25 protein-coding genes are annotated in these 26,850 nt (G+C 53.1%); 13 read left to right on the top strand and 12 right to left on the bottom strand.

From position 1 onward, the window contains the following. Positions 1–70: 70 nt before the first annotated feature. Positions 71–2,200 carry a bifunctional diguanylate cyclase/phosphodiesterase gene (locus C3708_RS02010; protein WP_103949312.1) on the bottom strand — a complete coding sequence of 710 codons (2,130 nt, stop codon included), beginning with the start codon at positions 2,198–2,200 and terminating at the stop codon, positions 71–73. A gap of 454 nt (positions 2,201–2,654) precedes the next feature. On the opposite strand from C3708_RS02010, the gene C3708_RS02005 reads away from it, so the two are divergent. Next, entirely contained in the window at positions 2,655–3,809 is a 1,155-nt protein-coding gene (locus tag C3708_RS02005) for a methyl-accepting chemotaxis protein (protein WP_103949311.1), read from the top strand. Positions 3,810–3,840: 31 nt separating this feature from the next. On the opposite strand, the gene C3708_RS02000 is transcribed toward C3708_RS02005, so the two are convergent. Then, positions 3,841–4,959, bottom strand: coding sequence for a GGDEF domain-containing protein (locus C3708_RS02000; protein ID WP_233210385.1), 1,119 nt, complete (start codon positions 4,957–4,959; stop codon positions 3,841–3,843). A gap of 201 nt (positions 4,960–5,160) precedes the next feature. On the opposite strand from C3708_RS02000, the gene zntB reads away from it, so the two are divergent. The 3 genes from zntB (at position 5,161) to dbpA (ending at position 8,002) form a co-directional block, all read left to right on the top strand. Continuing rightward, positions 5,161–6,144 (top strand): zinc transporter ZntB, encoded by a 984-nt coding sequence (zntB, locus tag C3708_RS01995; protein ID WP_103949310.1) that lies wholly within the window; start codon positions 5,161–5,163, stop codon positions 6,142–6,144. Positions 6,145–6,451: 307 nt separating this feature from the next. After that, positions 6,452–6,571, top strand: a complete 120-nt coding sequence (locus C3708_RS23660; RefSeq protein ID WP_370446860.1) for a hypothetical protein — start codon at positions 6,452–6,454, stop codon at positions 6,569–6,571. Between the two features lie 57 nt (positions 6,572–6,628). Then, on the top strand, positions 6,629–8,002 hold the full coding sequence (gene dbpA / locus C3708_RS01985) for an ATP-dependent RNA helicase DbpA (protein WP_095282180.1): 1,374 nt from the start codon (positions 6,629–6,631) through the stop codon (positions 8,000–8,002). 45 nt (positions 8,003–8,047) lie between these two features. On the opposite strand, the gene ttcA is transcribed toward dbpA, so the two are convergent. From ttcA to nifJ, 3 genes are all read right to left on the bottom strand, one after another. Then, a complete protein-coding gene (gene ttcA / locus C3708_RS01980) occupies positions 8,048–8,983 on the bottom strand; it encodes a tRNA 2-thiocytidine(32) synthetase TtcA (RefSeq protein ID WP_095282179.1) in 936 nt (311 codons plus the stop codon). 284 nt (positions 8,984–9,267) lie between these two features. Further along, a complete protein-coding gene (locus C3708_RS01975; RefSeq protein ID WP_095282178.1) occupies positions 9,268–9,480 on the bottom strand; it encodes a KTSC domain-containing protein in 213 nt (70 codons plus the stop codon). A 302-nt stretch (positions 9,481–9,782) separates the two neighbouring features. Continuing rightward, positions 9,783–13,307: a pyruvate:ferredoxin (flavodoxin) oxidoreductase gene (nifJ, locus tag C3708_RS01970; protein WP_103949309.1), complete on the bottom strand. Its 3,525-nt coding sequence runs from the start codon at positions 13,305–13,307 to the stop codon at positions 9,783–9,785. Between the two features lie 257 nt (positions 13,308–13,564). On the opposite strand from nifJ, the gene C3708_RS01965 reads away from it, so the two are divergent. Further along, positions 13,565–13,831, top strand: a complete 267-nt coding sequence (locus C3708_RS01965) for a DUF333 domain-containing protein (protein ID WP_095282176.1) — start codon at positions 13,565–13,567, stop codon at positions 13,829–13,831. On the opposite strand, the gene hslJ is transcribed toward C3708_RS01965, so the two are convergent. The 4 genes from hslJ to C3708_RS01945 all read right to left on the bottom strand — a co-directional run bounded on the left by hslJ (position 13,832) and on the right by C3708_RS01945 (position 16,919). Further along, entirely contained in the window at positions 13,832–14,245 is a 414-nt protein-coding gene (gene hslJ / locus C3708_RS01960) for a heat shock protein HslJ (protein WP_095282175.1), read from the bottom strand. It lies immediately after the preceding gene. Positions 14,246–14,374: 129 nt separating this feature from the next. Next, positions 14,375–14,503, bottom strand: a complete 129-nt coding sequence (locus C3708_RS01955; RefSeq protein WP_095282174.1) for a DUF2474 domain-containing protein — start codon at positions 14,501–14,503, stop codon at positions 14,375–14,377. Continuing rightward, positions 14,503–15,513 carry a cytochrome d ubiquinol oxidase subunit II gene (cydB, locus tag C3708_RS01950; RefSeq protein ID WP_103945984.1) on the bottom strand — a complete coding sequence of 337 codons (1,011 nt, stop codon included), beginning with the start codon at positions 15,511–15,513 and terminating at the stop codon, positions 14,503–14,505. Before cydB ends, C3708_RS01955 begins: the two co-directional genes overlap by 1 nt. Beyond that, positions 15,513–16,919, bottom strand: a complete 1,407-nt coding sequence (locus tag C3708_RS01945) for a cytochrome ubiquinol oxidase subunit I (RefSeq protein WP_103949308.1) — start codon at positions 16,917–16,919, stop codon at positions 15,513–15,515. The genes cydB and C3708_RS01945 overlap by 1 nt, the downstream gene beginning before the upstream one ends. 428 nt (positions 16,920–17,347) lie before the next feature. Here C3708_RS01945 and C3708_RS01940 point away from each other — a divergent pair, with 428 nt between their 5' ends. The 7 genes from C3708_RS01940 to patD all read left to right on the top strand — a co-directional run bounded on the left by C3708_RS01940 (position 17,348) and on the right by patD (position 24,691). Then, the gene (locus tag C3708_RS01940; RefSeq protein WP_095282171.1) at positions 17,348–17,539 is read left to right on the top strand and encodes a cold-shock protein; all 192 of its coding nucleotides are present in this window, start codon (positions 17,348–17,350) and stop codon (positions 17,537–17,539) included. A gap of 81 nt (positions 17,540–17,620) precedes the next feature. Further along, entirely contained in the window at positions 17,621–19,030 is a 1,410-nt protein-coding gene (locus C3708_RS01935) for a PLP-dependent aminotransferase family protein (protein WP_103949307.1), read from the top strand. A 293-nt stretch (positions 19,031–19,323) separates the two neighbouring features. Further along, positions 19,324–20,469, top strand: a complete 1,146-nt coding sequence (gene ydcS / locus C3708_RS01930) for a putative ABC transporter substrate-binding protein YdcS (protein ID WP_095282169.1) — start codon at positions 19,324–19,326, stop codon at positions 20,467–20,469. 17 nt (positions 20,470–20,486) lie between these two features. Beyond that, positions 20,487–21,500, top strand: coding sequence for an ABC transporter ATP-binding protein (locus tag C3708_RS01925; RefSeq protein ID WP_103949306.1), 1,014 nt, complete (start codon positions 20,487–20,489; stop codon positions 21,498–21,500). 1 nt (position 21,501) lies between these two features. Then, positions 21,502–22,446: an ABC transporter permease gene (locus tag C3708_RS01920; protein ID WP_103945981.1), complete on the top strand. Its 945-nt coding sequence runs from the start codon at positions 21,502–21,504 to the stop codon at positions 22,444–22,446. Beyond that, positions 22,436–23,242, top strand: coding sequence for an ABC transporter permease (locus C3708_RS01915; protein ID WP_103945980.1), 807 nt, complete (start codon positions 22,436–22,438; stop codon positions 23,240–23,242). The genes C3708_RS01920 and C3708_RS01915 overlap by 11 nt, the downstream gene beginning before the upstream one ends. A 24-nt stretch (positions 23,243–23,266) precedes the next feature. Further along, the gene (gene patD, locus C3708_RS01910) at positions 23,267–24,691 is read left to right on the top strand and encodes an aminobutyraldehyde dehydrogenase (protein ID WP_103949305.1); all 1,425 of its coding nucleotides are present in this window, start codon (positions 23,267–23,269) and stop codon (positions 24,689–24,691) included. Positions 24,692–24,860: 169 nt separating this feature from the next. Here patD and C3708_RS01905 read toward each other — a convergent pair whose 3' ends face one another. The 3 genes from C3708_RS01905 to C3708_RS01895 are packed head-to-tail and all read right to left on the bottom strand — an operon-like array spanning position 24,861 to position 25,756. Beyond that, entirely contained in the window at positions 24,861–25,043 is a 183-nt protein-coding gene (locus tag C3708_RS01905; protein ID WP_103949304.1) for a DUF1869 domain-containing protein, read from the bottom strand. Positions 25,044–25,047: 4 nt separating this feature from the next. Further along, positions 25,048–25,401 carry a DUF1971 domain-containing protein gene (locus tag C3708_RS01900; protein ID WP_103949303.1) on the bottom strand — a complete coding sequence of 118 codons (354 nt, stop codon included), beginning with the start codon at positions 25,399–25,401 and terminating at the stop codon, positions 25,048–25,050. A 28-nt stretch (positions 25,402–25,429) separates the two neighbouring features. Continuing rightward, on the bottom strand, positions 25,430–25,756 hold the full coding sequence (locus C3708_RS01895) for a DUF1971 domain-containing protein (protein ID WP_103949302.1): 327 nt from the start codon (positions 25,754–25,756) through the stop codon (positions 25,430–25,432). A 250-nt stretch (positions 25,757–26,006) separates the two neighbouring features. On the opposite strand from C3708_RS01895, the gene C3708_RS01890 reads away from it, so the two are divergent. Continuing rightward, entirely contained in the window at positions 26,007–26,180 is a 174-nt protein-coding gene (locus C3708_RS01890) for a GhoT/OrtT family toxin (RefSeq protein ID WP_095284283.1), read from the top strand. Positions 26,181–26,850: the final 670 nt, after the last annotated feature.

The raw sequence follows: 26,850 nt of genomic DNA, 5'->3' as shown, positions 1-26,850 counted from the left end.
AGACCTGCCTGATGTTTACGACGCAATATACCCACGCGGGCGTAACAAAAACATACTCTACTTCAGCACATCAGGCATGGTTTTTTTGTGAATTAAGCGCCGGTTCTATTTGATTTTTACCGATTGGTATAATTTGTTTGTCAGATTTATTTTGTAATACCAGCCACGGAACTTGTTCCGCCGGGAGCGGGCGAGAGAAATAATAGCCCTGTAAATAATCACAGCCCAGGCTTGCCAGCATCAGTTGCTGCTCTTCGGTTTCAATGCCTTCGGCGACGACGACCATATCCATAGTGCGTGCAACGTGAATAATCGTTTCGACGATTTTTTTGCTTTTATCGTTTTCGAGCATGCTATCAATAAAGCTTTTATCTATTTTCAGCTCTTTCGCCGGAAGCACATTGAGCATCAACAGGTTAGAGTATCCGGTGCCAAAGTCATCGATAGAGACCGTAAACCCGGCATAGTTAAATGTATCTAACAATTCAATGCTGCGCTCCAGGTTTTTTAGCGCAGTGCTTTCTGTCACTTCCAGAATCAAACGTGATGGTTCGAGGTTGTATTTTTGCATTGTGCCGGAAATGACCTCGAATATATCCTGTTGCTCAAACTGAATAGGGGACAAATTAAATGACAGCGTCCACTGGCTAAATCCTTGTTCCGTCCAGAAGCGCAATTGCCGGCACGCCTGTTCAATCGCCCATACACCGACGGGAATGATTAACCCGGTTTTTTCCAGGGACGGCAGAAACACATTCGGCAGCAGAACACCCTGTTCCGGATGGTGCCAGCGCAGCAGCGCTTCAAAACCGTGGATCTCTTTTAATTCGGCGAGATAGGTGGGTTGATACCAGAGTTCAAACTGCTCGCGTTCCAGCGCCTGAGTTAAATCCTGCAGGAAGGACGGTTCCGCTGAAATACTTTTCGACATCTCCGGGCGGTAGATTGCCCAACCGTTTCGCCCCTCTTGCTTAATGTGATACATCGCTGCATCGGCTTTAAATTTCAGTTCGTGGAGCGTTTCACCGTGCTGCGGATAGAGGCTCACGCCAAGGCTCAGAGTGATGTTGAGCGCGTGCCCGCCAATCGCGAAAGGCCGACGGATCTCATCGAGCAAGGTCATTGAAAGGGACGATATTTTGTCGTCATCGCTGTCGGGCAGCAGCAGGATAAACTCATCGCCGCCAAGCCGGGCGAGAGTCATCCCTTGCGACAGTTTGGCGGTGATGCGCTGTGCGACGCTGATCAACAGTTCATCGCCCATCTGATGTCCCCACGCGTCGTTGATCAGTTTGAAGTGGTCAATATCAAGAAACATCACCGCAAACTGCTTTTTATTGAGCAGCGAAGTGTGCAGGCAATCCTGCAGGCTCAGATCCATTTGGTGTCGATTGGCAAGCCCAGTGAGGGCGTCAAAACGCGCTTTAAGCTCAAGCTGTTTATTGAGCTGGCGTAGATTCTCCGTCAGGCGATGAGTGCGAAAATGAGAATCCACAAGGGAAATAATGAGCATGATACCGAGCAGCGCAAGGGTGGTGGCGGAGACCCAAATGGACAGTCCCAACTCGCTTACGCCGCCGGACATCGTGTGGGCCTCATGCTGAAAGCTCGCCGCACTCATCCCGGTGTAGTGCATCGCGCAAATGGCCAGCCCCATCACCAGGGCGGCTGCCACGCGGTTGATAAACACGCCTTTATGTCTGTGGCGTAAGTGGAAGGCGAGCCAGATGGCAGCGCCGGAAGCCACGATAGCAATCACCACGGAAAGCGACACGATGTTCATATTCCAGCTGATTTCCTCGTGTAACATTAACGCCGCCATCCCGGTGTAGTGCATCGCGACAACGCCAGTGCTGAGGATTAGTGTAGAAAAAAGCCAGCGCATAAACGAAAGGGAGTTACCGGGCACTGCAATATTGATGGCACTGGTCGCTGCAAGAATGGCGATGCCAAGCGATCCGGCGGTGAGCCAGAACTGATAGCTCATGGGCATGGGCATTTTCATCGACAGCATACCGATGAAGTGCATTGACCAGATGCCAATCCCAAGCGTTGCACCTCCGGCCATACGCCACCAGATTGCAGCCTTGCGGCTGGCGCCTGAAATTTTGCCAGCACTGTCTAACGCTACAAATGAAGCGATAAAGGCCACCAGGAATGAGATGGCGATGAGTACGGGGTCCCAGGACACATCGAGCATTATGCAATCCCACTCTAAAAGTCGTTATTGAGTTCATCCGGTGCGTGACTCATCACCGCCGTGGCTTACTCTAACTAATTCCAAGATTAGTTGCTTATCAAAAATCAACAACAAACGCGTTATTTTTTACTGATAGAATTGCGCGCCGGATATATTCTCTCATTAATTACTTAAGCGGCGCTACATGATTTTAATCACCAGCAACATTAACTCTTAATAAACTGGGGGGTGATATTTAATTATTGGTTGGCTAACGATTGTTGTCACAAAATAAATAAGGTCATAAGAGAGGGTATGACTGCTTTTCAGGTGTGGGATGAGCAAAAGCTCCAACTTAAGTTAAATTATTAAGATCCAAAGGTGAATGATAAATGCCACTTAAAATGTGGTGGAAAAAGAAATGGCGAATGCTATAACCATTATACCTCCTCCGACTTGTGGTATGGGATAAATTATGCTTAGAAATATTAGCGTAAGGACATTTATTATTTATTTTCTGCTGGTCGTGCTTTTAGTGATTGATGGTTTGATTTGGGCTTTATCGAAAAGTACATCGCTTTTTATCGCAGTAAATATTATTAATGTGCTTGCGGTCTTGTTGCTGTGGTCCTACATGACAAAATATCTTGTGACGCCGATCAATACCGTGAAAAAAAGTATTGAAGAAGTGACGTCGGGCAATCTTGCCGTCTCCATTCCTGAGTTTGGTAATAACTGTGCAGGCCGCCTCATTCCGGGGATCAACAGCTTATCGAGTAACATTGCGACTCTGGTTCGTGAAATACGCGCCTCATCGCAAACTGCCATGACCCTTTCTGAACAACTCTCTTCTCGTAGCGCTCAGCTATCGGTCAAAACAGAGCAACAATCGGCCTCACTCATTCAGACCGCTGCAAGCATGGAGCAAATGGCGGCAAGCACCCGCAACAACGCAGACAACACCCGTCTGGCCAGCGAACGCGCGAATCTCGCGACGGTGCAGGCACGCAAAGGCGGTGAGCTGATGGGGCAGGTTGCTAACAATATGCAGTCGATTACGGAATGCGCGCAGCAAATGACAGAAATTATTTCGCTGATTGACGGCATTGCCTTCCAGACTAACATTCTGGCGCTGAATGCGGCGGTCGAAGCGGCAAGAGCGGGCGATCACGGTAAAGGCTTCTCGGTGGTGGCGGGTGAAGTGCGTAATCTGGCTCATCGCAGCGCGGAAGCGGCGAAAAGTATTAAGTCACTGATCGACGTGACCAGCAATAACGTCACTCAGGGCGTAACCGTGGTGTCTGAGGCAGAAAAAAACATGCACGAAATCGTCAACGGTTCCGGGCATGTCAGCAAGCTGATGGATGAGATTTCTGCCACCACGGCAGAGCAGGAAAAGGGTATCACCCAGATTACACAGGCGCTCTCTGAGCTGGAACGTGTGACGCAGAGTAACGTCGCAATGGTCGATGAATTGTCTGGCTCGTCCGACGTGCTGAAAAATCAGGTGATTGAGCTTCAGACGCGCACCCGAAATTTCAGACTGGAAAGTGGGTCGCAATCTGACTGGCAGGATGCCGTGCAACAGGAGCACGGCGGTTATCCCCGTCATGCGGAACACTCGTTCTGATAAGATAAAAAGCCTGGTTCGCCAGGCTTTTTTATTTATAGCGGTTTCGCCCTTCCTGTTTTGCCTGATACAGCGCTTTGTCCGCACCTGCGATCAGTTCACGTGCACTCACTCCCGGTTGCCAAAGCGCTAACCCCTGGCTCACCGTCACCCGGTCGCTCACGGGAGAGGCGGCATGAGGAATATTCTGAGCCTGTAGCACAGCGGCAATGTTTTGCGCCGCCGTCTCAAGTGACTCAGCATCGGCATCCGGTAACAGCAATATAAACTCCTCGCCACCAAACCTCCCGACAATTGCGCTGGAAGTCAGGGCAGCGGATTCCAGTGCTCGGGCAATGGCCATCAAACACAGATCGCCTTTTTGGTGTCCGTAATAATCGTTGTAAAGTTTGAAGTGATCGACGTCGAGCATGATCAGCCCAAACCCTTTTCCGTCCTGCTGGTGGCGTAATATCGCGTGGTCCATTTGTGTTTCAAATGAACGCCGATTCGCTATGCCGGTAAGCGGGTCATTATTGGCCAGTAGCCCAAGCTGCTGGATCAGATCTGCGTTTTCCTGTTCACGGCGCAGCGCAAGCAAGAACCAACGGTTGAGTATACGCCTGCCGGATTCAATCAATCCCGCCAGTAATATCCACTGCAATCCATTCATCACCGTCAGGCTGTCGCGGTAAAAAAGCGATGTGATCAGGATGGTCAGCCAGATTGGCAGAATAAAACTCAGCAGAACTTTGGGATCAAAGTAGAGCGAAATCAGCGCGGTAAAGAGTAGTAAGGCGGCGGAAGGGAAAATAATACGCACGTCGTCGCTGACGATAAGTACGAAAAAACAGCCCGCCCAGCACAGACTTAAGGCAACCACCGTCCATTTTGCTAACGCGCCGAGCCAGTGTGCGTTTTGTAGCGGAGCCATACGCATGATGAATAAAACACCGGCTGAGAGCGTCAGATCAAACACCATCATGGTTTCAAGCAGTGCGGCAGGGTGGTGGAACAGCACTTCGGCCTCAAAGGCGGAAAAATAGTTGCGCCCAAGGATAAAGGAGGAGAACAACATGTTTACCCACAGGAACCAGGTGACGCTGGTTTTAATGGCGATGGTCCGCATTTCTGCGAGACGGACATCGAAGGCCGCACAGGGCTTTTTCATCGTCATACACTCGTTAAAGATACATTTAAATACAAAATGGCAGCATTTTTGTAACTCTACTGTTTTGCAACTTTCTGTAAAGCTTTAGCGTATAAAAAACGGCAATTTATGAATAGATTCAGCGCTATGCTATCGGTAGATATTGATTAAGCCGGTTTGGACGCTAGACTGACGTGGTGATTGCAAAATGGGGGAAGCGCTGTGGAAGGCATTAAGGGATCGGACGTTAACGTACCGGACGCGGTGTTTACGTTGTTACTCGACGGAAAGGGCGGTGCGCGACAGTTGGAAGATAGCGATGTCATCGACAGCGAGCATCCTTGCTGGTTGCATCTGAATTACACGCATCCAGACAGCGCACAGTGGCTCGCCACTACGCCGCTGCTGCCAAACAGCGTACGCGATGCGCTGGCTGGCGAAAGCCTGCGCCCACGCGTCAGCCGCCTCGGCGAAGGGACATTGATTACGTTACGCTGTATCAATGGCAGCACTGACGAACGTCCGGATCAGCTAGTCGCCATGCGCTTATATATGGATGAGCGCCTGATTGTCTCTACCCGTCAGCGCAAGGTGCTGGCGCTGGATGACGTGGTCAATGACCTGAAAGAAGGAACCGGGCCTGTCGATTGCGGCGCGTGGCTGGTTGATATTTGTGATGCGTTGACCGATCACGCCAGTGAATTTATCGAAGAGCTGCATGATAAAATTATCGATCTCGAAGATAACCTGCTCGATCAGCAAATTCCGCCGCGCGGTTTTCTGGCGTTGCTGCGTAAACAGCTGATAGTGATGCGCCGCTATATGACCCCGCAGCGCGATGTGTTCGCGCGACTGGCCAGCGAGCGTTTGCCGTGGATGAATGACGATCAGCGCCGACGGATGCAGGATATCGCTGACCGATTAGGGCGTGGCCTTGACGAGATAGACTCGTGTATTGCCCGTACGGCAGTCATGACCGATGAAATTGCGACGGTGATGCAGGAATCGCTGTCGCGCAGAACGTACACCATGTCATTAATGGCAATGGTCTTTTTACCCAGCACGTTTTTGACCGGTTTGTTCGGCGTTAACCTCGGGGGGATTCCGGGTGGCGCGTACCGATTTGGCTTTTCCGCTTTTTGTATCATGTTAGTCGTTCTGATAGGTGGTGTTGCGTGGTGGTTGCATCGTAGTAAATGGCTGTAAATTTACACTTTTCTCATCGTCGCCAGGCTTCAAAACGCGATTTTGTTTGAGCGAAGTCAATAAACGACTACCCCGTTCGGTGCAGTATTACTCCCGCAGGTGAATGCAACGTCAAGCGATGGGCGTTGCGCTCCATATTGTCTTACTTCCTTTTTTGAATTACTGCATAGCACAATTGATTCGTACGACGCCGACTAAATTAGTCGGCTTTTTTTTGCCTCCAGAACCTCAGCGTCTACCCTAAAAGGGTCACCCCGATAAACTGGAGGGAATCATGAGCTTTCTTTTAGCACTGCTTTACCCAAACATGTCGGTGCCTGATTCAATACCCATTGATCCGGTGCCCGTCCCCGATCCGATCCCGCGTCCGCAGCCTATGCCGGACCCACCGCCGGATGAAGAACCGATTAAATTGTCGCATCGGTAGCGCAGATCTGCGAGGATACGCGCCAACTGACCGTGATTTTTACTTTGAGAATACATTGTGACCGCTTTTTCTACGCTAAATGTTCTGCCTGCCGCCCAACTCGATAACTTGAACGAGTTGGGATATCTTGCGATGACCCCTGTACAAGCTGCCGCGCTTCCGGCGATCCTGGAAGGAAAAGACGTTCGCGTGCAGGCCAAAACGGGCAGTGGAAAAACGGCTGCATTTGGCCTCGGTTTGCTCCAGCAGATCGACGCAGGCCTGTTCCAGACTCAATCGCTGGTGCTGTGTCCGACGCGCGAGCTGGCGGATCAGGTTGCAGGCGAGTTACGCCGTCTGGCGCGATTCCTGCCAAACACCAAAGTACTAACGCTGTGCGGTGGACAGCCGTTCGGCGCTCAGCGCGATTCGTTGCAGCATCCGCCGCATATTATTGTCGCCACCCCTGGTCGTCTGCTCGATCACCTGCAAAAAGGCACCGTTTCGCTGGATGCCCTGCAAACGCTGGTGATGGACGAAGCGGACCGTATGCTGGATATGGGCTTTACCGACGCAATTGATGAAGTCATTCGTTTTGCGCCTCCATCACGTCAAACTCTGCTGTTTTCTGCAACCTGGCCTGAAGCTATCGCTGCGATCAGCGGTCGCGTGCAGAACAATCCGGTAGCGATTGAAATCGATACCGTGGATGCACTCCCGTCTATTGAACAGCAGTTCTACGAAACTTCACGAAACGGCAAAATTCCACTGCTGCAAAAACTGCTGAGCAAACATCAGCCCGCGTCCTGCGTGGTGTTTTGTAATACCAAAGTAGATTGTCAGGCTGTTTGCGACGCGCTGGCAGAAGCAGGGCAAAGCGCACTTTCTCTGCATGGCGATCTGGAGCAGCGCGATCGCGATCAGACGCTGGTCCGTTTCGCTAACGGTAGCGCGCGCGTGCTGGTGGCAACAGACGTTGCCGCGCGTGGTCTGGATATCAAATCTCTGGAGCTGGTGGTCAACTACGAACTGGCGTGGGACCCGGAAGTTCACGTTCACCGTATTGGCCGTACGGCGCGTGCGGGCAACAGCGGGCTGGCGATCAGCCTGTGTGCGCCGGAAGAGGCGCAGCGCGCTAACATTCTTTCTGAAATGCTGCAATTAAAACTGAACTGGATGCCAGCGCTGGGCAATATCAGCATCACGCCACTGGCCGCTGAAATGGCGACTCTGTGCATCGACGGCGGTAAGAAAGCCAAAATGCGTCCGGGCGATGTGTTAGGTGCGCTGACCGGTGATATTGGTCTGGACGGTGCGGATATCGGTAAAATCGCGGTGCATCCGTCGCACGTTTATGTTGCTGTGCGTCAGAAAGTGGCGAACAAAGCGTGGAAACAGCTGCAGGGCGGGAAGATTAAAGGCAAAACCTGTAAGGTGCGTTTGCTGAAATAAGCCATTAAAAGGCGTCTCAGATACCGTTTCTGAGACGCCAGATTTTTACTTCACTTCCACGACGTTCAGTCGCATTTCATCCAGCTGAGAATCATCTTCTTCCGGCTGCCAGCCTGCTGGCTGCATTGGGATCTCTTCCCGGTCAAAAGCCAGATCACCGCCGTCCACGACTTCTCCGCCGTGTTTAATACCTTTGAAATCGAACAGCTCGACGTCGCTCAGGTGCGAAGGCACCACGTTTTGCATGGCGCTGAACATGGTTTCAATGCGGCCAGGGTAGCGTTTATCCCAGTCACGCAGCATGTCGCCGATCACCTGACGTTGCAGGTTCGGCTGCGAGCCGCACAGGTTGCAAGGAATGATTGGGTATTCACGCGCCTCGGCAAAACGCTCGATGTCTTTTTCGCGGCAGTAGGCCAACGGGCGAATCACGATGTGTTTACCGTCATCGCTCATCAGCTTAGGCGGCATCCCTTTCATTTTGCCGCCGTAGAACATGTTCAGGAACAGCGTTTGCAGAATGTCGTCGCGGTGGTGGCCCAGCGCGATTTTGGTAGCCCCTAATTCCGTTGCGGTGCGATACAAAATACCGCGACGCAGGCGCGAGCATAAAGAGCAGGTAGTTTTGCCTTCCGGGATTTTGTCTTTAACAATGCTGTAGGTATTTTCTTCGACAATCTTATACTCGACACCCTGTTGTTCCAGATATTCCGGCAGGATGTGCTCAGGGAAGCCAGGCTGCTTCTGGTCAAGATTGACTGCCACCAGTGAAAAGTTCACCGGTGCGCTTTGCTGAAGATTGCGCAGGATCTCCAGCATCGTGTAACTGTCTTTACCCCCTGACAGGCAAACCATAATGCGGTCACCTTCTTCAATCATATTGAAGTCTGCAATGGCTTCACCGACATTACGGCGCAGACGCTTTTGCAGTTTATTCAGGTTGTATTGTTCTTTTTTAGTAATTTCTTGGTTTTGCGACATGTAATAGAGGCTCAATTCGTTTGTGGCTAAAGCAGCGTCTGTATGGTACGGATTCCGGGCAAGAATGTCAGCACGTTTTAGCGATGTCGGGAGCCTTTGGGTGTTGTTCAGAAGGGCAGTAGCGGCTAATCAGCCTCCAGCGCCTGTAGAATTTCGCTGAGATGATGCATCACATTGCCGAAATCAAAAATTAATACCATCCACAAGCATGTCAAAAGGGCGAGGGCAGCAATCGATAAGCGGGTAAACACGAAACTATCCTTCAGCTCATAGGGTTATAAAAATCAGTATATGATGATTTCCTTAAACTTCCCCTTTACGACGCCGTCATAAAACCGACCTTTTGACACCACCTGCAAAAAATCGTTGTAAATTCTCGCCGGCACACGCTGATACTGAAGCGTTCGGCGATCGAGAAAACGAATTTCCAGCGTGGCGCTGCGCTCATCATAGCCAATGGATGCGATGCGTGACGATCTGACAGGGTGATGGACCATGATGATGTGTCCCTTACGGCTTAAAAAGGAAATTTATCATCTATCAGCGCGGGCCTGGGTGCAAGCCGAAATCATTATCATTCATTATTTATTGTTAGGTTATTAGAAATAATTATTGTGAATGTAATGCACTGAATGATATGAAATAAAAATTATTCAAGCGACTCACAGAAAGGTAGAATTAGCGCTGTTATATGCCTTTAAGATTCTTAATCCGATAATGTGCTGAGTGTGTGTTTAATTTAACTATCATCCAAAACTGACAGGATTAGCCCGGAGTGAATACTCCGGGCTTTTTTTTATCACTCGCTGGTCGATTTTTCGCCTTTCCCGGCCATCTGAGCCAGGAAGTCATAGCGTTTTTGCAGATCGGCCGCCGCGTCTTTCCACAGCTGCTCGGCCACTTCTGGCTGCTGAGCATTGAGGCGACGGAAGCGTTGTTCCTGCATCAACGTCTCAGCCAGCGCATCCGACGGCGGACGAGAGTCCAGCGCCAGCGGCAGCTTCCCTTCATCCGCACGACGCGGGTCGAAGCGATACAGCGGCCAGAATCCGGTTGCCGTCAGTTGACGCATCTGATCGTGGCTGAGTGCCAGCTCGTAACCGTGCTCTTCGCAAGGGCTGTAGGCGATGATCAGCGATGGCCCCGGATACGCTTCCGCTTCCTGAATGGCTTTCACCGTCTGGTTCAACTGTGCGCCGAGCGAGATCTGCGCGACATACACATGACCGTACATCATCATGCTCACGCCCAGGTCTTTACGCGCTTTGCGTTTACCGTGTTCGCCAAACTTGGTTACAGCGCCTAGCGGTGTTGCTTTAGATGCCTGACCGCCAGTGTTGGAATAGCACTGAGTATCGAGAACCAGAATGTTGACGTTCTCCGTCAGGCTCAGAACATGGTCCAGCCCACCGAATCCGATGTCATACGCCCAGCCGTCACCGCCAATCAGCCAGATCGATTTTTCGACCAGCGCATCGGCGTCGGTTAACAGCTGCTGCGCGCCTTCTACGCCAGTAAGATGCTGACGCAGTTCGGCGACCTGCTCGCGGCGCACTTCTGGCGTGGCATCACTGTGCAGGGCTTCATTTAGCGCGGTCGGGAGTTTATCGGCAAATTGTTCCAGCAAACGCATGACGCGGGCGCGGTGTTGATCGACCGTCAGGCGGAAGCCCAACCCAAATTCGGCGTTGTCTTCAAACAGGGAGTTTGCCCACGCCGGGCCGCGACCGTTCGCATCCGTTGTGTATGGTGTTGACGGCAAATTACCACCATAGATAGAAGAACAGCCGGTGGCGTTGGCGATCAGCATACGGTCGCCGTACAGCTGGGTAAGCAGCTTGATGTAAGGGGTTTCGCCACAGCCAGAGCACGCGCCGGAGTATTCAAACAGCGGGGTAATCAGCTGCGAGGTACGGATGTCAATACGTTCGAGTTTGGTGCGATCGATTTCTGGCAGGTCGAGGAAGAAGTCGTAATTCACTTTTTCTTCTTCAACGTGATCCAGACGCGACATCATATTGATGGCTTTGATTTCTGGGTTCTGACGATCTTTCGCCGGGCACACTTCGACGCACAGATTACAGCCGGTGCAATCTTCCGGTGCGACCTGCAGCACGTATTTCTGTCCACGCATGTCGCGGGATTTCACATCCAGCGAATGCAGGCTGGCAGGGGCGTTTTCCATGTCCTCCGGGGAAACCACTTTAGCGCGGATCGCCGAGTGCGGACAGGCCGCGACGCAGTGGTTGCACTGAGTACACAGCTCCTCCTTCCAGATTGGGATCTCTTCGGCAATATTGCGTTTTTCCCAGCGGGTGGTGCCGACAGGCCAGGTGCCGTCCGGCGGAAGCGCAGAGACGGGCAAGGCATCGCCAAGACCGGCCAGCATTGCGGCGGTCACGGTTTTGACAAAATCTGGGGCGGCGTCGGAGACTACCGGCGGACGGTTGGCACTGCTGGCATTAACCGGCTGAAGCGGGATCTCGGAAATTGATTCACGCGCCAGGGCCAGCGCCTGCCAGTTACGCTCAACCAGATCCTGACCTTTGCTGCTGTAACTTTTGGCAATCGCACCCTGCAGCTCTGCCAGCGCGCTGTCGCCCGGCAGGATGTTGGTCAGGTGGAAGAATGCCATTTGCATTACGGTATTGATACGCGCCGCCAGGCCGCATTCGCGGGCAATTTTTGCGGCGTTGACGGTAAACAGACGCGCTTGCTTCTGGTTCAATACTGCCTGAACTTCCTGCGGCAAACGGGACCACACTTCGTCGACGTTGTACGGCGTGTTAATCAGGAAAATCCCGCCCGGTTTCAGGCGTTCAGCCATCTGATATTTATCGATAAACTGCAACTGGTGGCAGCCGACGAAATCAGCTTGTGACACCAGGTAGGCCGAGCGGATCGGTTTTTCGCTAACGCGCAGATGCGAAACGGTCAGACCGCCTGCCTTTTTAGAGTCGTAGACAAAATAACCCTGCGCATACCACGGTGTTGAATTACCGATGATTTTGATGTTGTTTTTAGTCGCTGAGACGCTGCCGTCGCTGCCCAGACCGTAAAACAAGGCTTCGAGCTTTGATGTCGACGGCAACGTGTTTTCCGGCAAGTGCAGGGAAAGGTTGGTGACATCGTCATAAATCCCGACGGTAAAGCGCGGCTTAGGTTTGGTTTCGCTCAGCTCGTTAAACACCGCCATTACGCAATCTGGGCCGAACTCTTTCGACGACAGGCCGTAGCGACCGCCGATCACGCGCGGTAGCGTTTCGCGCTCGCCGCTGTTAAAGGCCTCCGCCAACGCCGTCATCACATCCAGATACAGCGGTTCTGCGTGCGCGCCCGGCTCTTTGGTGCGGTCGAGTACGGCAACGGAACGCACACTTTCAGGCAGGACAGAAAGTAAATGTTTTGCGGAGAAAGGACGGTAAAGACGCACTTTGACCACGCCGACTTTTTCACCGTGGGCCAGCAATTCATCCACCACTTCTTCGCAAGTACCAATCGCTGAGCCCATCAGCACGATAACGCGCTCGGCCTGCGGGTGCCCGTAGTATTCAAAAGGCTTGTATTCACGCCCGGTGGCAGCAGCAAAATCGTTCATGGCCCGTTCAACGTGATCGTACACCGCGTTATACCAGGGGTTGGTGGCCTCACGGGACTGGAAATAGGTGTCCGGGTTGGCGGAGGTTCCACGAATGACCGGATGCTCCGGATTCAGGGCACGGGCGCGGTGGTCGTCGATCTCCGCCTGCGGCATCAAATCCAGAATGGTGTTGTCCGAGAGCGGGACGATTTTATTGATTTCGTGTGACGTACGGAAACCATCAAAGAAATGAATAAATGGCACACGGCTTTTGAGGGTCGCAATGTGGGAAATTAGCGCGAAGTCCTGCGCCTCCTGCACATTGCTGGCGCAGAGCATGGCGCAACCCGTCTGGCGGATTGCCATCACATCAGAGTGATCGCCAAAAATCGACAGGGCGTGTGTAGCAACGGTACGTGCCGCGACGTGCAGCACAAAGGGGGTTAACTGTCCCGCCAGCTTATACAACGTCGGGATCATCAGCAGTAAACCCTGCGATGAGGTAAACGATGTCGACAGCGCGCCGGTTTGCAGCGCGCCGTGTACCGCACCAATGGCACCTGCTTCAGACTGCATCTCAACGACGCGGGGAACATCACCCCAGACGTTTTTTAACCCGTTACCAGCCCAGGCATCAGCCTGTTCCGCCATTGTCGAACTTGGTGTAATGGGGTAAATGGCGATAACTTCGCTGGTGCGAAACGCGACGGACGCGGCCGCACCATTACCGTCAATAGTGATCATGTGACACCCTTACATTGCGCAAAAAAGAGGGACCCGTGAAACGTCGACGAGTCCTGTAGTTATATCCTTATTTTAGCAAAGGTCTGGCTTTGCGATTTTCGCTTTTGTGTCCTCGCGACCCTTACTCAGATCAACTTTCTGGCAAAAAAAGAGCAAGAAATTGTTTCGGGAGTGCATAAATACGCACTTCCGCTCTCGACGGCGCGGCGGGGGATGCCTATTATGCTTAGGTTTCGCGACTTTATGGGGAAGAGAGAATGCGTTCAGCGTTTTGGGTAGGGTGTGCGGCGTTACTGTTGTCTGCATGCAGCAATGAGCCGGTTCAGCAGGCAACCGCAGCACATGTTACGCCGGGTATGAAAGCGGCAATGTCCAGTTCAGGACAGGCAAGTTGCGCGATGGTCGGCGGTTCATTGTCCGTAGCCCGTCAACTTGATGGTTCTGCTATCGGTATGTGCGCATTGCCCAATGGCAAACGCTGTAGTGAACAGTCGCTTGCCGTGGGTTCATGCGGTAATTACTGACTACTCTGCGCGTTTAAACATCAACGTTTTTTCGGCTGTGGCCAGCGTGAGCTGATCTTCAGTCAGGTCAACCTGTGCGCCTTTGCTCAGCATATCGCCGATCGTTGCGTCCAGCTCGTTCAGCTGTGGTTCAACACAAAGCTTGCGTGTCATTGCCATAGCTTTAACCTTCAGCTCGCCTTCTGATAATTTTCCCTGACCGCTAAAGCGGTTACACATCACGCCGGAGACGGCCATTTTTTTGCCAAAACTCATTTCTGGCGGTACGGCGCTGGGTTTTATTGCCACACCATTCACGCTTTCCAGCACAAAACGGTGCCCCTCAAGTTGTTCCGCCTGAACAGATGCCTTGCCGGGATTAACACAACCTGCAAGCGCCAGGGAAACCAGGCTTAACGCCACGAGCTTTTTCATATTGCTTCTCAAACTATAAATACGATGAATATATGTGAGTATTTTAACAATAACCTGAGGATTGTCATGGGTGTTTATCTGAAAGTGCGAGAAGGCCGGGCAGGGCGCGCCACCCGGCGTTAAGAGAAGTTAATGCGATTTAAAGCCTGCGGCAGTCATTAGAATGCGGAAAAACATCCCGACGGCGGCCAGCGCAAGTACGCTGCCACCCCAAATAACGGCTAACCACATCAGGCGCTTCCAAACTGGCTGTTGCATCAGTGATACCCCTCCCCATGTTGAACTTTTCCGCGAAATACGTAGTAACTCCAGAAGGTGTAGACCAGGATGATGGGAATAATCAGCAGCGCGCCCACCAGCATAAAGCCCTGACTTTGTGGCGGAGCAGCGGCCTGCCACAGCGTAATCGACGGCGGGATAATGTAAGGCCAGATGCTGATGCCCAGCCCGCTGAATCCCAGAAATATCAGCCCGAGGGTCAGGACGAACGGCGCGTTGTGACTCTCTGTATCACCGAGTTTTTTCCATGCCCAGCCGGTCAATACAACGACCAGTAAAGGCACAGGCAGCAGGAAAAACAGATTCGGCAAACTAAACCAGCGTTCAGCGATAGTCGGGTGCGCCAGCGGTGTCCACAGGCTGATCGCAGCGATAACCAGCAGTAACACGATTAAAAGCTGTTTTGATACCTTCCGCATTTTTGCTTGTAGCGGATCTTCGCTTTTCATCACCAGCCAGGTCGCGCCCAGAAGGGCGTAAGCCACCGTGAGGCCGACACCGCAAAACAGATTAAACAGCGTGAACCAGTCAAACGGACCGCCGCTGTAAGTGCGGTTTGTTACGGCAAAACCATTAATCACTGCGCCAACGACTACGCCCTGGCTGAATGTCGCCAGAATCGAGCCACCAATAAAGGCTTTGTCCCAAAAAGGTCGGTGTGTGGGTGTGGCTTTAAAGCGAAACTCAAAGGCCACGCCACGGAAAATCAAGCCAATCAGCATCAGGGTCAGCGGAATGGTTAGCGCGTCAATAATGACCGCATAGGCCAGTGGAAATGCGCCAAAAAGCGCCGCACCACCGAGAACCAGCCAGGTTTCATTTCCGTCCCAGACCGGGGCGACGCTGTTGACCATCACATCGCGATCGTCGGCATCCTGAGTGGTTGGGAACAGAATCCCGATACCTAAATCGAAGCCGTCCATCACGATATACATAAGCGTGGCGAATACGATGATCACAAACCAGATAATGGAAAGATCAATACCCATTACGGTTTCTCCTTAGTGACAACTTCAGGGCTGATAGCAGAAAGCGGACGCGCCGGGCGGCCATCGTGTTCAGTGGCATACGTTTCGTGCTCCTGTGGGCCTTTTTTGATCAGGCGAACCATATAGCTGTAACCGACGCCAAACACCGAGGTATAGACCACGATAAAGGCCAGCAGGCTCACGCTCATGTGCAGATCCCCGTGGGCAGAAACCGCATCAGACGTGCGTTGCAGACCGTAAACCACCCACGGCTGACGCCCGACTTCGGTCGTTACCCAACCAGCCAGAATAGCGACGAGGCCCGATGGTCCCATCAGTAAGGCAAACCACAGGAACGGGCGTGAGGTATATACACGCTGCTTATAGCGCAGCCACACGGCCACCACGCCGAGCAGCAACATCAACATTCCCAGCCCTGCCATAATGCGAAACGACCAGAACACAATCGTCGAGTTGGGACGATCCTCTTTCGGGAAATCCTTCAGTGCCGGAACCTGTTTATCCAGGCTGTGCGTCAGGATCAGGCTGCCAAGTGCCGGGATTTCGAGCCCATAGCGGGTGCGTTCCTGTTCCATATCCGGCCAGCCAAACAGCAATAATGGCGTCGGTTCACCCGGCGGGTTTTCCCAGTGTCCCTCAATGGCCGCAATTTTGGCGGGCTGATGTTTTAACGTATTCAGGCCATGCATATCTCCGACCATCGCCTGAATCGGCGCGACGATCAGCGTCATCCACAGCGCCATCGAAAACATCTGGCGGATGGCAGGCGTATTGTTGCCGCGCAATAAGTGCCAGGCCGCCGATGCGCCGACGAAGAGAGCGCTGCTCAGGAAAGCCGCAATGGACATATGGAACAGACGATAAGGGAAGGAGGGGTTAAACACCACCGCGAACCAGTCGACCGGCACGACCACGCCGTTGACGATTTCATAGCCCTGTGGCGTCTGCATCCAGCTGTTCGACGCCAGTATCCAGAACGTGGAAATAATCGTCCCCAGCGCGACCATGCAGGTGGAAAAGAAGTGCAGGCCTGGCCCGACTTTATTCCAGCCAAACAGCATCACGCCGAGGAAACCCGCCTCAAGGAAGAAGGCGGTGAGCACCTCGTAGGTCAGCAGTGGGCCAGTAATGCTGCCCGCGAATTGCGAAAATCCGCTCCAGTTGGTCCCAAATTGATAGGCCATCACCAGCCCGGAGACCACGCCCATCCCGAAGTTAACGGCGAATATTTTGGACCAGAAATGGTATAGCGAGCGCCAGACCGGTTTTTTGGTCTTCAGCCAAAGCCCTTCGAGCACGGCCAGATAGCTGGCGAGACCGATGGTGATCGCCGGAAAAATAATGTGGAAGGATACAGTAAATGCGAACTGTATCCGTGCCAGGTGAAAAGCATCTAAACCAAACATGCACAGCCTCAATGTCAATCGGTGTGGTGTTATGGTATAGGGCGCTAAATGGAACTATCAGACGCAGAAAAGGGATTTTTATGTATAACAGTTTGAAAAAGTGGCGGGCTTTAATCATCTGATATAGTGAACAGGTAAACGCAGCTGACTGATAATCCGGATAAAAGTTCAGGGCATAAAAATTTTCTTTTTATCACTTTTCTTCATTAAAAGGGCTTGCGTTGTTCTCTCCGCCATGCGTTAATGCTTCATCGGTTTGATAGCCAAAAAATATCTGACGTCGTCTCAAAGCATTTCTCATCACGTTGTGCCTCTCCGCAGCCTCTTGGGTCTTCTCTTTACACTCTGATTAGTTTTGTCTCAGACCACTATCGCCTTGAATGGCCCCAATTAGCTTATTTACGTTTCTACGTTTACTGGAGAATCATATGATTTCTTATATCCATTTTCGCTGCCCATGCTGTCATGGCTCGCAATACCGCACCTCTATCTTTGATGTGTCCGAAAAAAATCCACACGGTGCGAAGTGCATTTTCTGCAAATCGTCCATGATGACCCTTGACCACCTGGCGGCCTCGTCTTTCCCGGAGCAAGCTCAGTACAGTCATCGCCCGTCATAACATCGCGTTTACCATAACAGTTTTTTAAAACTGCCAATTTTCTCCTGCTGATATACACTGGTGTGAAGCAAGGAGAGAACGATGAAAAAATACCAGCGCCTGGCGCAGCAAATCATTTCGCAAATCGAACTTGGCGTGTGGTTGCCGGGAGATAAGCTACCGTCGTTGCGTGAGCAAGTTGCCAGCAGCGGCATGAGTTTCATGACTGTCGGTCATGCGTATCAAACGCTGGAAAGTCAGGGGCGAATCGTTGCTCGCCCACAATCGGGTTACTACGTTGCTCCGCGCCCGGTTAAGCAGCAGCCTGCGCCACCCGCGCAGGTGATGCGCGACGAAATGGTCGATATCAATACCTATATTTTTGATGTCCTGCAGGCCAGCCGCGACCCCTCTGTTTTACCCTTTGCTTCTGCTTTTCCTGATCCCAGACTCTTTCCGCTTCAGCAACTCAATCGATCACTTGCCAATGTCAGCAAAACAGCGACCGCCATGAGCGTGATTGAAAACCTGCCGCCCGGTAACGTCGATCTCCGCCACGCTATCGCCCGCCGCTATGCCCAGCAGGGGATGAATATTTCGCCGGAGGAGATCGTGATCACCGCCGGTGCGCTGGAAGCGCTCAACCTGAGTTTGCAAGCTGTGACTGAGCCAGGCGATTGGGTGATCGTCGAAAACCCCTGTTTCTACGGCGCGCTTCAGGCGCTGGAAAGACTGAAACTTAAAGCGCTGTCGATCGCCACCGACGTGCGCGAGGGGATCGATCTCGATGCGCTTGAACAGGCGTTAAACGACTATCCGGTGAAAGCCTGCTGGTTGATGACCAACAGCCAGAACCCTCTCGGATTTACCCTCAGCGCTGAGAAAAAGGCGCATCTGGTTGCATTGCTGACCAGGCATAACGTTACGTTGATTGAAGATGACGTATACAGCGAGCTCTATTTTGGTCGCGAAAAACCGCTGCCAGCCAAAGCCTGGGACAGCCAGGACATGACGCTGCACTGCTCGTCATTCTCGAAATGCCTGGTTGCCGGATTCCGTATCGGCTGGGTCGCTGCGGGCAAACATGCGCGTCGTATTCAGCAGCTACAGTTAATGAGCACACTCTCGACCAGCTCCCCGATGCAACTCGCGCTGGTGGATTATCTCGCCACCAAACGCTACGACGCTCATCTTCGCCGTCTGCGCCGTACGCTCGCCGAGCGCAAACAGCAGGCGTGGCAATCGCTGATGCGCCATTTGCCTGCGGAAGTCAAAATTCACCACAACGACAGCGGCTATTTTTTATGGCTGGAACTGCCTGTGCCGTTAGACGCAGGAAAGCTCTCTGAACAGGCGCTGGTGCACCACATCAGCATTGCACCGGGCAAAATGTTCTCTACCTCAGATGTCTGGACGCCGTTCTTTCGCTTTAATACTTCCTGGGCGTGGGGCGAGCGCGAAGAACAGGCTGTTATCCAGTTGGCTAAATTAATTAGCGCGATGCTGAAATAAGCCGAAAGGCTTATTTTTCACAGGCGTAATAACCCCGCATAAATAAACAATCCTTATCCTATGACAGCCGTCGGGTTTATTTCCGCAGGTCTGTCATAGGAAATCTGCATAACGCTGCTCGCCGCTAACTCCTTGTCTATAATCCAGTTAACAGGGAATGCGCCCTCTGTCACAACCTGATGAAATTTCCCAAAGCCGCAGGGTGCGGCGCATTTGCGCAGTCTACGTTTATTAAGGGAGATATTTTTACGGCATGGCTGCCGCCAAATTTCATTGCGACAGGAGTAAATCAAATGAGCAAAAAATTTGCCCGCAGCAGCCTGTGTGCGCTCGGCATGACGATCATGACCGTGCAAGCCGCTGAGCCGCCGAAAGAGGTTGGGAAAGGCGAGGGACGACTGGATATCATCGCCTGGCCGGGCTACATCGAGCGCGGCCAGACGGATAAAAATTACGACTGGGTGACGCAGTTTGAAAAAGAGACCGGCTGCGCGGTGAATGTTAAAACGGCGGCGACCTCCGATGAGATGGTCAGCCTGATGGCGAAAGGCGGATATGATCTGGTCACCGCGTCGGGGGATGCCTCTTTACGTTTGATTATGGGCAAACGTGTTCAGCCCATTAATCCGGATCTGATTCCCAACTGGAAAACCATTGATTCGCGCATCGTGAAAGGCGAATGGTTTAACGTTGGCGGGAAAGTGTATGGCACACCGTATCAGTGGGGGCCGAACTTACTGATGTACAACACCAAAACCTTCCCGACACCGCCGGACAGCTGGGCCGTGGTCTTTAAAGAGCAAAATCTCCCGGACGGCAAAACCAACAAAGGCCGCGTTCAGGCTTACGATGGCCCAATCTATATTGCTGATGCGGCGCTGTTCGTCAAAGCAACCCAGCCACAGCTGGGCATTACTGACCCATACCAGCTCACCGAAGCACAATACTCAGCCGTACTGAAAGTGCTGCGCGATCAACACGCGCTTATTCACCGTTACTGGCACGATACCACTGTCCAGATGAGCGACTTCAAAAATGAAGGCGTGGTGGCATCGAGCGCTTGGCCATATCAGGCCAACGCCCTGAAAGGCGAAAATCAACCTATCGCGACCGTCTTCCCGAAAGAGGGGGTGACGGGCTGGGCAGATACCACCATGTTGCACGCCGAAGCCAAACACCCGATGTGCGCCTATAAGTGGATGAACTGGTCGCTGACGCCAAAAGTGCAGGGCGATCTGGCGGCGTGGTTTGGCTCTCTGCCGGTGGTTGCAGAAGGTTGTAAAGCCAGCACATTACTCGGTGACAAAGGTTGTGAAACCAACGGTTATAACGAGTTCGACAAAATCCTGTTCTGGAAAACCCCAATTGCCGAAGGCGGTAAATATGTTCCATACAGCCGCTGGACGCAGGATTACATCGCCATCATGGGCGGCCGTTAATCGCCAGGGAGCAGAACATGACGTACGCAGTAGAATTTAACGATGTATCCCGTCTGTACGGCGACGTTCGGGCAGTGGATGGTGTCACCATCGGCATTCGCGACGGCGAGTTTTTCTCTATGCTGGGGCCTTCGGGTTCCGGCAAAACCACCTGCCTGCGCCTGATTGCCGGGTTTGAACAACTGAGCGGCGGGGCGATTAAAATCTTTGGCAAAGAAGCCAGCGAGCTTCCACCGTGGGAACGCGATGTAAACACCGTGTTCCAGGATTACGCCCTGTTCCCGCATATGTCGATAATCGACAACGTCGCCTACGGGCTGATGGTGAAAGGGGTCGATAAAAAGAAACGCCAGACGATGGCGCGCGATGCGCTGGAAAAGGTGGGATTAGGTTTCGCGGAAAAGCGTAAGCCATCGCAGCTTTCCGGCGGCCAGCGCCAGCGCGTCGCCATCGCCCGTGCGCTGGTCAACGAACCGCGCGTTCTGCTGCTGGATGAACCTCTCGGTGCGCTGGATCTAAAGCTGCGCGAGCAGATGCAGTTTGAGCTGAAAAAGCTTCAACAGGAGCTGGGGATTACCTTTATTTTCGTCACTCACGATCAGGGCGAGGCGCTGTCGATGTCCGATCGCGTGGCCGTGTTCAACAACGGGCGCATTGAGCAGGTCGATACCCCGCGCGAGCTGTATATGCGCCCGCGTACGCCGTTTGTCGCCAGTTTTGTCGGCACTTCAAACGTGTTTGATGCAGCCGTTGCCCGACAGGTGTGTGGTATGGAGGGCATCTATTCGCTCCGTCCAGAACATATTCGCCTCAATGAGAGCGGAGACGTTCAGGTTCAGGGCGTGGTGCAGGCGGTGCAGTATCAGGGCGCGGCAACACGGTTTGAACTGCGTCTGGCCGATGGTGCAAAATTGCTGGTCAGCCAGTCCAATCTGAGCGGGGCACATATCCCAGCGGACGTTGCCCCTGGACAGCAGGTGCTGGCCTCCTGGTCGCGCGAGGCAATGGTGCCCCTGCATGAGGAAAGGTGAGATGGATATGAGCGTTTCTCCTGCGCCCTCATCCCGTGGCCCGTTCAGCCGGGTCACCACGCTGCTCTGGCGCAAACCGTCGCTCGGGCTATTTTTGCTGCTGCTTGGCCCGCTGATGTGGTTCGGGATTGTCTATCTTGGCTCGCTGCTGACCCTGCTGTGGCAAGGTTTTTACACCTTCGACGACTTCACCATGTCGGTGACGCCGGACCTGACTTTCGCGAACATCCTGGCTCTTTTTAACCCCGCCAATTACGACATTATCCTGCGCACCTTACTCATGGCGATTGCGGTCACGATTGCCAGCGCCATCCTGGCCTTTCCGATGGCGTGGTATATGGCGCGTTACACCAGCGGTAAATGGAAAGCGTTTTTCTATATCGCGGTGATGCTCCCGATGTGGGCGAGCTATATCGTTAAGGCTTACGCGTGGACGTTATTGCTGGCAAAAGATGGCGTTGCACAATGGTTTCTGGGTTATATGGGGCTGGAGCCGCTGCTGATGTCGGTGCTGACGCTGCCTGCCATTGGCGGCAATACGCTGTCGACATCCGGGCTGGGGCGCTTCCTGGTTTTCGTCTATATCTGGCTGCCGTTTATGATCCTGCCGGTGCAGGCCGCGCTTGAGCGTCTGCCACCGTCGCTGTTACAAGCCTCCGCTGACCTCGGTGCGCGTCCTCGTCAGACTTTCCGCTATGTGGTGCTGCCGCTAGCCATTCCCGGTATTGCCGCCGGATCGATATTTACCTTCTCACTGACGCTGGGTGATTTCATTGTGCCGCAGCTGGTCGGCCCGCCGGGGTATTACATCGGCAACATGGTTTATGCCCAACAGGGTGCGATAGGCAACATGCCAATGGCGGCGGCATTCACATTAGTGCCGATTGTTCTTATATCCCTCTATCTGGCGTTCGTGAAACGTCTGGGAGCCTTCGATGCACTCTGAACGCGCTCCCTGGTTCCTGAAAGTGGCGGCCTGGGGCGGGGTCATTTTCCTGCACTTCCCGCTGCTGATTATTGCCATCTATGCTTTTAATACGGAGGACGCGGCATTCAGCTTTCCGCCGAAGGGGCTCACGCTGAAGTGGTTCAGCGTGGCGGCGTCGCGCAGCGATATCATTGACTCGGTGACGTTGTCACTTCAAATTGCATCGCTTTCGACCGCCATCGCTCTGGTACTGGGGACGCTTGCGGCAGCCGCGCTGTGGCGCAGTGAGTTCTTCGGCAAAAACGCTATCTCGCTGCTACTTCTGCTGCCGATTGCGCTGCCGGGGATCATCACCGGGCTGGCGCTATTGACGGCATTTAAAACCATCAATCTGGAGCCGGGCTTTTTCACTATCGTCACCGGTCACGCCACGTTCTGCGTGGTTGTGGTGTTTAACAACGTCATCGCACGCTTTCGCCGCACCTCGTGGAGCCTGGTGGAAGCATCGATGGATTTAGGCGCAGACGGCTGGCAAACCTTCCGCTACGTGGTGTTGCCGAATTTAAGTTCTGCACTGCTGGCGGGGGGAATGCTGGCGTTTGCGCTGTCGTTCGATGAAATCATCGTCACGACATTTACAGCGGGACACGAACGCACGTTGCCGCTGTGGTTGCTCAATCAGCTCGGACGCCCGCGCGATGTGCCCGTTACCAACGTGGTCGCGCTGCTGGTGATGCTGGTGACAACCATTCCAATTCTGGGCGCCTGGTGGCTAACCCGCGACAACGAAAACGTGGTCGAAAGCGGGAAATAACTTTGATTTCAACAGGACAATGCTATGCAAAATCAACTGCTGATTAATGGTGAACTGGTCACCGGCGAAGGGGAAAAACAGCCGGTATACAATCCTGCAACGGGGGAAGTGCTGCTGGAGATCGCTGAGGCGTCTGCCGCTCAGGTCGATGCCGCCGTACGGTCCGCCGATTGTGCATTTTCCGAGTGGGGCCGCACGACGCCGAAAGCGCGTTCTGAGTGCTTACTGAAACTCGCTGATGTTATCGAGGAACATGCTGAAATCTTTGCGCGACTCGAATCACAAAACTGCGGCAAGCCGCTGCACTGCGTTATCAACGACGAAATCCCTGCAGTGGTGGATGTTTTCCGCTTCTTCGCCGGGGCGGCGCGTACCTTAAATGGCCTTGCTGCGGGCGAGTATCTTGACGGCCACACTTCGATGATTCGCCGCGACCCGGTCGGCGTGGTGGCCTCCATCGCGCCGTGGAACTATCCGTTGATGATGGCGGCCTGGAAGCTGGCTCCCGCACTGGCCGCCGGGAACTGCGTGGTGATTAAACCCTCTGAAATCACCCCGCTGACGGCACTAAAGCTGGGCGAGCTGGCAAAAGATATCTTCCCGGCTGGCGTCCTTAACGTCCTCTTCGGACGCGGAAAAACCGTTGGCGACCCACTGACCGGACACGAAAAAGTACGTATGGTATCGCTGACCGGATCGATCGCCACCGGCGAGCACATTATCGGCCACACGGCCTCGTCGATTAAACGCACGCATATGGAACTTGGCGGCAAAGCGCCGGTTATTGTCTTTGACGACGCCGATCTCGACGCGGTAGTGGAAGGAGTGCGCACCTTTGGTTTCTACAATGCAGGCCAGGACTGTACTGCAGCCTGCCGGATTTATGCGCAAAAAGGGATCTACAACGCGCTTGTCGAAAAACTCGGCGCGGCGATAGCGACGCTGAAAACCGGCGCACCGGATGATGAATCCACCGAGCTTGGGCCGCTCAGTTCCGCCGCGCATCTGGCGCGAGTTTGTCAGGCTGTGGATGCCGCCAAAGCGCTCGGTCATGTGAAAGTGGTGACCGGGGGCAATAAAGTGGACGGGGCAGGTTATTACTTCCAGCCCACTTTGCTGGCCGGCGCAAAACAGGAAGATGCCATCGTCCAGCGAGAAGTGTTCGGTCCGGTGGTGAGTATGACGGAATTTGACGACGAAGAGCAGGTTCTGGCCTGGGCGAATGACTCGCAATACGGCCTGGCCTCATCGGTCTGGACCAAAGACGTGGGTCGCGCCCATCGCATGAGTGCACAGTTGCAATACGGCTGCACCTGGGTGAATACCCATTTCATGCTGGTCAGCGAAATGCCGCACGGCGGAATGAAACTCTCTGGTTACGGCAAGGATATGTCTGTATATGGACTGGAAGATTACACCGTTGTTCGGCATGTGATGATTAAACACTAGTGCCGCCCGGCAAAAAACGCATCAATTCCGTAGGCCGGGTAAGGCGCAGCCGCCACCCGGCTTTTAGTTGGCCCCGCACCAGACTTCGCCCGGTGGCGCTTCGCTTACCGGGCCTACGAAACCCTTCATTTGTAGGCTGGGTAAGGCGAAACCGCCACCCGGCATTTTTCTACCACCCGCACACATCATGCTCATTTTCTGTGTCATACGCGCGCACGGTATTGACCAGATCTTTCACGACATCGGCGACGACGTCGGGGATTAAAAGCTCCATCGGGGCTTGTGTCTCGTAATCTACCGACACGCCGTTACTGTTGTTCGTCACGGTGACGGTATACGTTGCCTTGCCCATGATCTTACTCCTTATGTGTATTAACGACTCTACCCAGGCCCGCACCTTCCAGGGTTGCATGTGGATCGGCGAAGAAATCAATACTGAAATACGTATCGTCGGTCAGAAGCTCAATGCGGTGCCATTTTTGCGGCGGCGAAATGCCAAAAGAACCCGCTTCGATAATGAGTTCCAGATCGGGTTCGGTGGCGTCAGCATCCGGGAAACCAAAGTATTTCACCGCACCTTGCATTACCGACAGGCGGCCATACACGCCCGCTTTGGTGTTGTGGTGAGTGAAAAGGGCCTTCGGTGCAGAATCTTTGTTCCAGAAAGGGGTGGCGCGAGTGTGAACAAAATTTTCAGGAATACGTAGCATAGTGAGTTCCTTATAAGCGTTTACTTGCTCAAAGAGATTTCAGAACCTCGGGTTCAACAAAGAAGTCGACATTAAAAATCGTATCGTCGGTCATTGCTTCGATGTGGTGCCATTTTTCGGGTGGGAAAACACCGAAATGACCGGCCTCGATGATGAGTTCGCTGTCAGGCTCTGGCGTGAATTCGTCGGCATAGCCTAAGTAACGAATCGCCCCCTGGCTCACGGATAAACGGGGATAAACGCCCGGTCGCGTGCCGCGATCAAGATGGCGCTGGAAAATGCCTGCAGGAGCGGTGTCCTTGTTCCAGAAAGGCGTGGAACGGGTATGAATACAACTCGATGGAATGCGTAACATATTTTCTCCCTGTAAAACCTGCCGTTATTACACCACTTTCCTGACAGAACCATTGTGCAAAATGTGCATTTAAGATGCAACTTTAAAGGAGTAGTAAAAGAGGTAGAAAAGGCAGGGGGTTAGCACGGAAAAAATACTCAAATGTTATTAACCATGTGATTTTAGTGGTTAATGTGTAACATTAAAACTTGATCTGTATCAACATATGACGCATATTGCGCGCGGTTATTTTATCGATCGAGTGCACAAAATGACGCTGTATCAAAAAATGCTGGTGTTTTACGCAGTCATGGCCGCGATTTGCGCCCTGATAACCTGGTTCCTGTCGAAAGACCGCAAGCGCATTCGTTTTCTGAGCGCATTTCTGGTGGGTTCCACGTGGCCGATGAGCTTCCCTGTCGCGCTGTTGATCTCGCTTTTCTGAAGCTCGCTTCCAGTTTTTAAAGACAAAATAGCATTCTGCTGCGCGTGACTGTATAAATACACAGTGCGAAGTCAAAGGGGTGCTTCATGTTCTATTCAGCGACTCAAATTGTTCCGTTCACCTCATGTTCATCAGAACATAGTCACTCTAATACCTGTGAACGTGACAAGTGGCCTGCGCGGGCCCCTTGTCAATCCCCGCGCCCCTTAAGGAAATCGGTGCTTCGCACTGCGCTCACCTCCCGGCCTGCTGCCTGCGGTCGGCTCGACTCGACGTCCCTGTCTCGTTTCGCCTCTGGCCGCCATCCCTGGCGTCCAGCCCTTGTCATCCGACCTCCGGTTCGCCGATTTCAGCGGGGAGCCAACACCGGTGCCACATTCAGGCAGCTGTTAGGGTTGAGGGAGCGTGAGTCCGGCTGAAAATCGCTGAGACGTTGACTGGAGGCAGGGGCGACGCACAGGGATGTGCGTCGAGGGCGCGACTTACATGGACGTTACCTGCGCCCGTCCCCGTCAGCTGGAAGGAATAAGACGAAGGCACCGCGAAGCGGCGATAGCCCCCTTAACACGTTCACCGTAGAGAAACAGACAGGAAGCAGAGGCACGGAAGTGAACGGAACTATTCCACTGATACCCTAAAGGACGGGATTAACAGCGGGACAGTGGAGACA

It is taken from the genome of Lelliottia sp. 7254-16 (genome assembly GCF_002922995.1).
Lineage (GTDB): Bacteria > Pseudomonadota > Gammaproteobacteria > Enterobacterales > Enterobacteriaceae > Enterobacter > Enterobacter jeotgali.
Note: the sequence above shows the minus strand (reverse complement) of the source record. Positions and strands in the feature narration are given on the sequence as shown.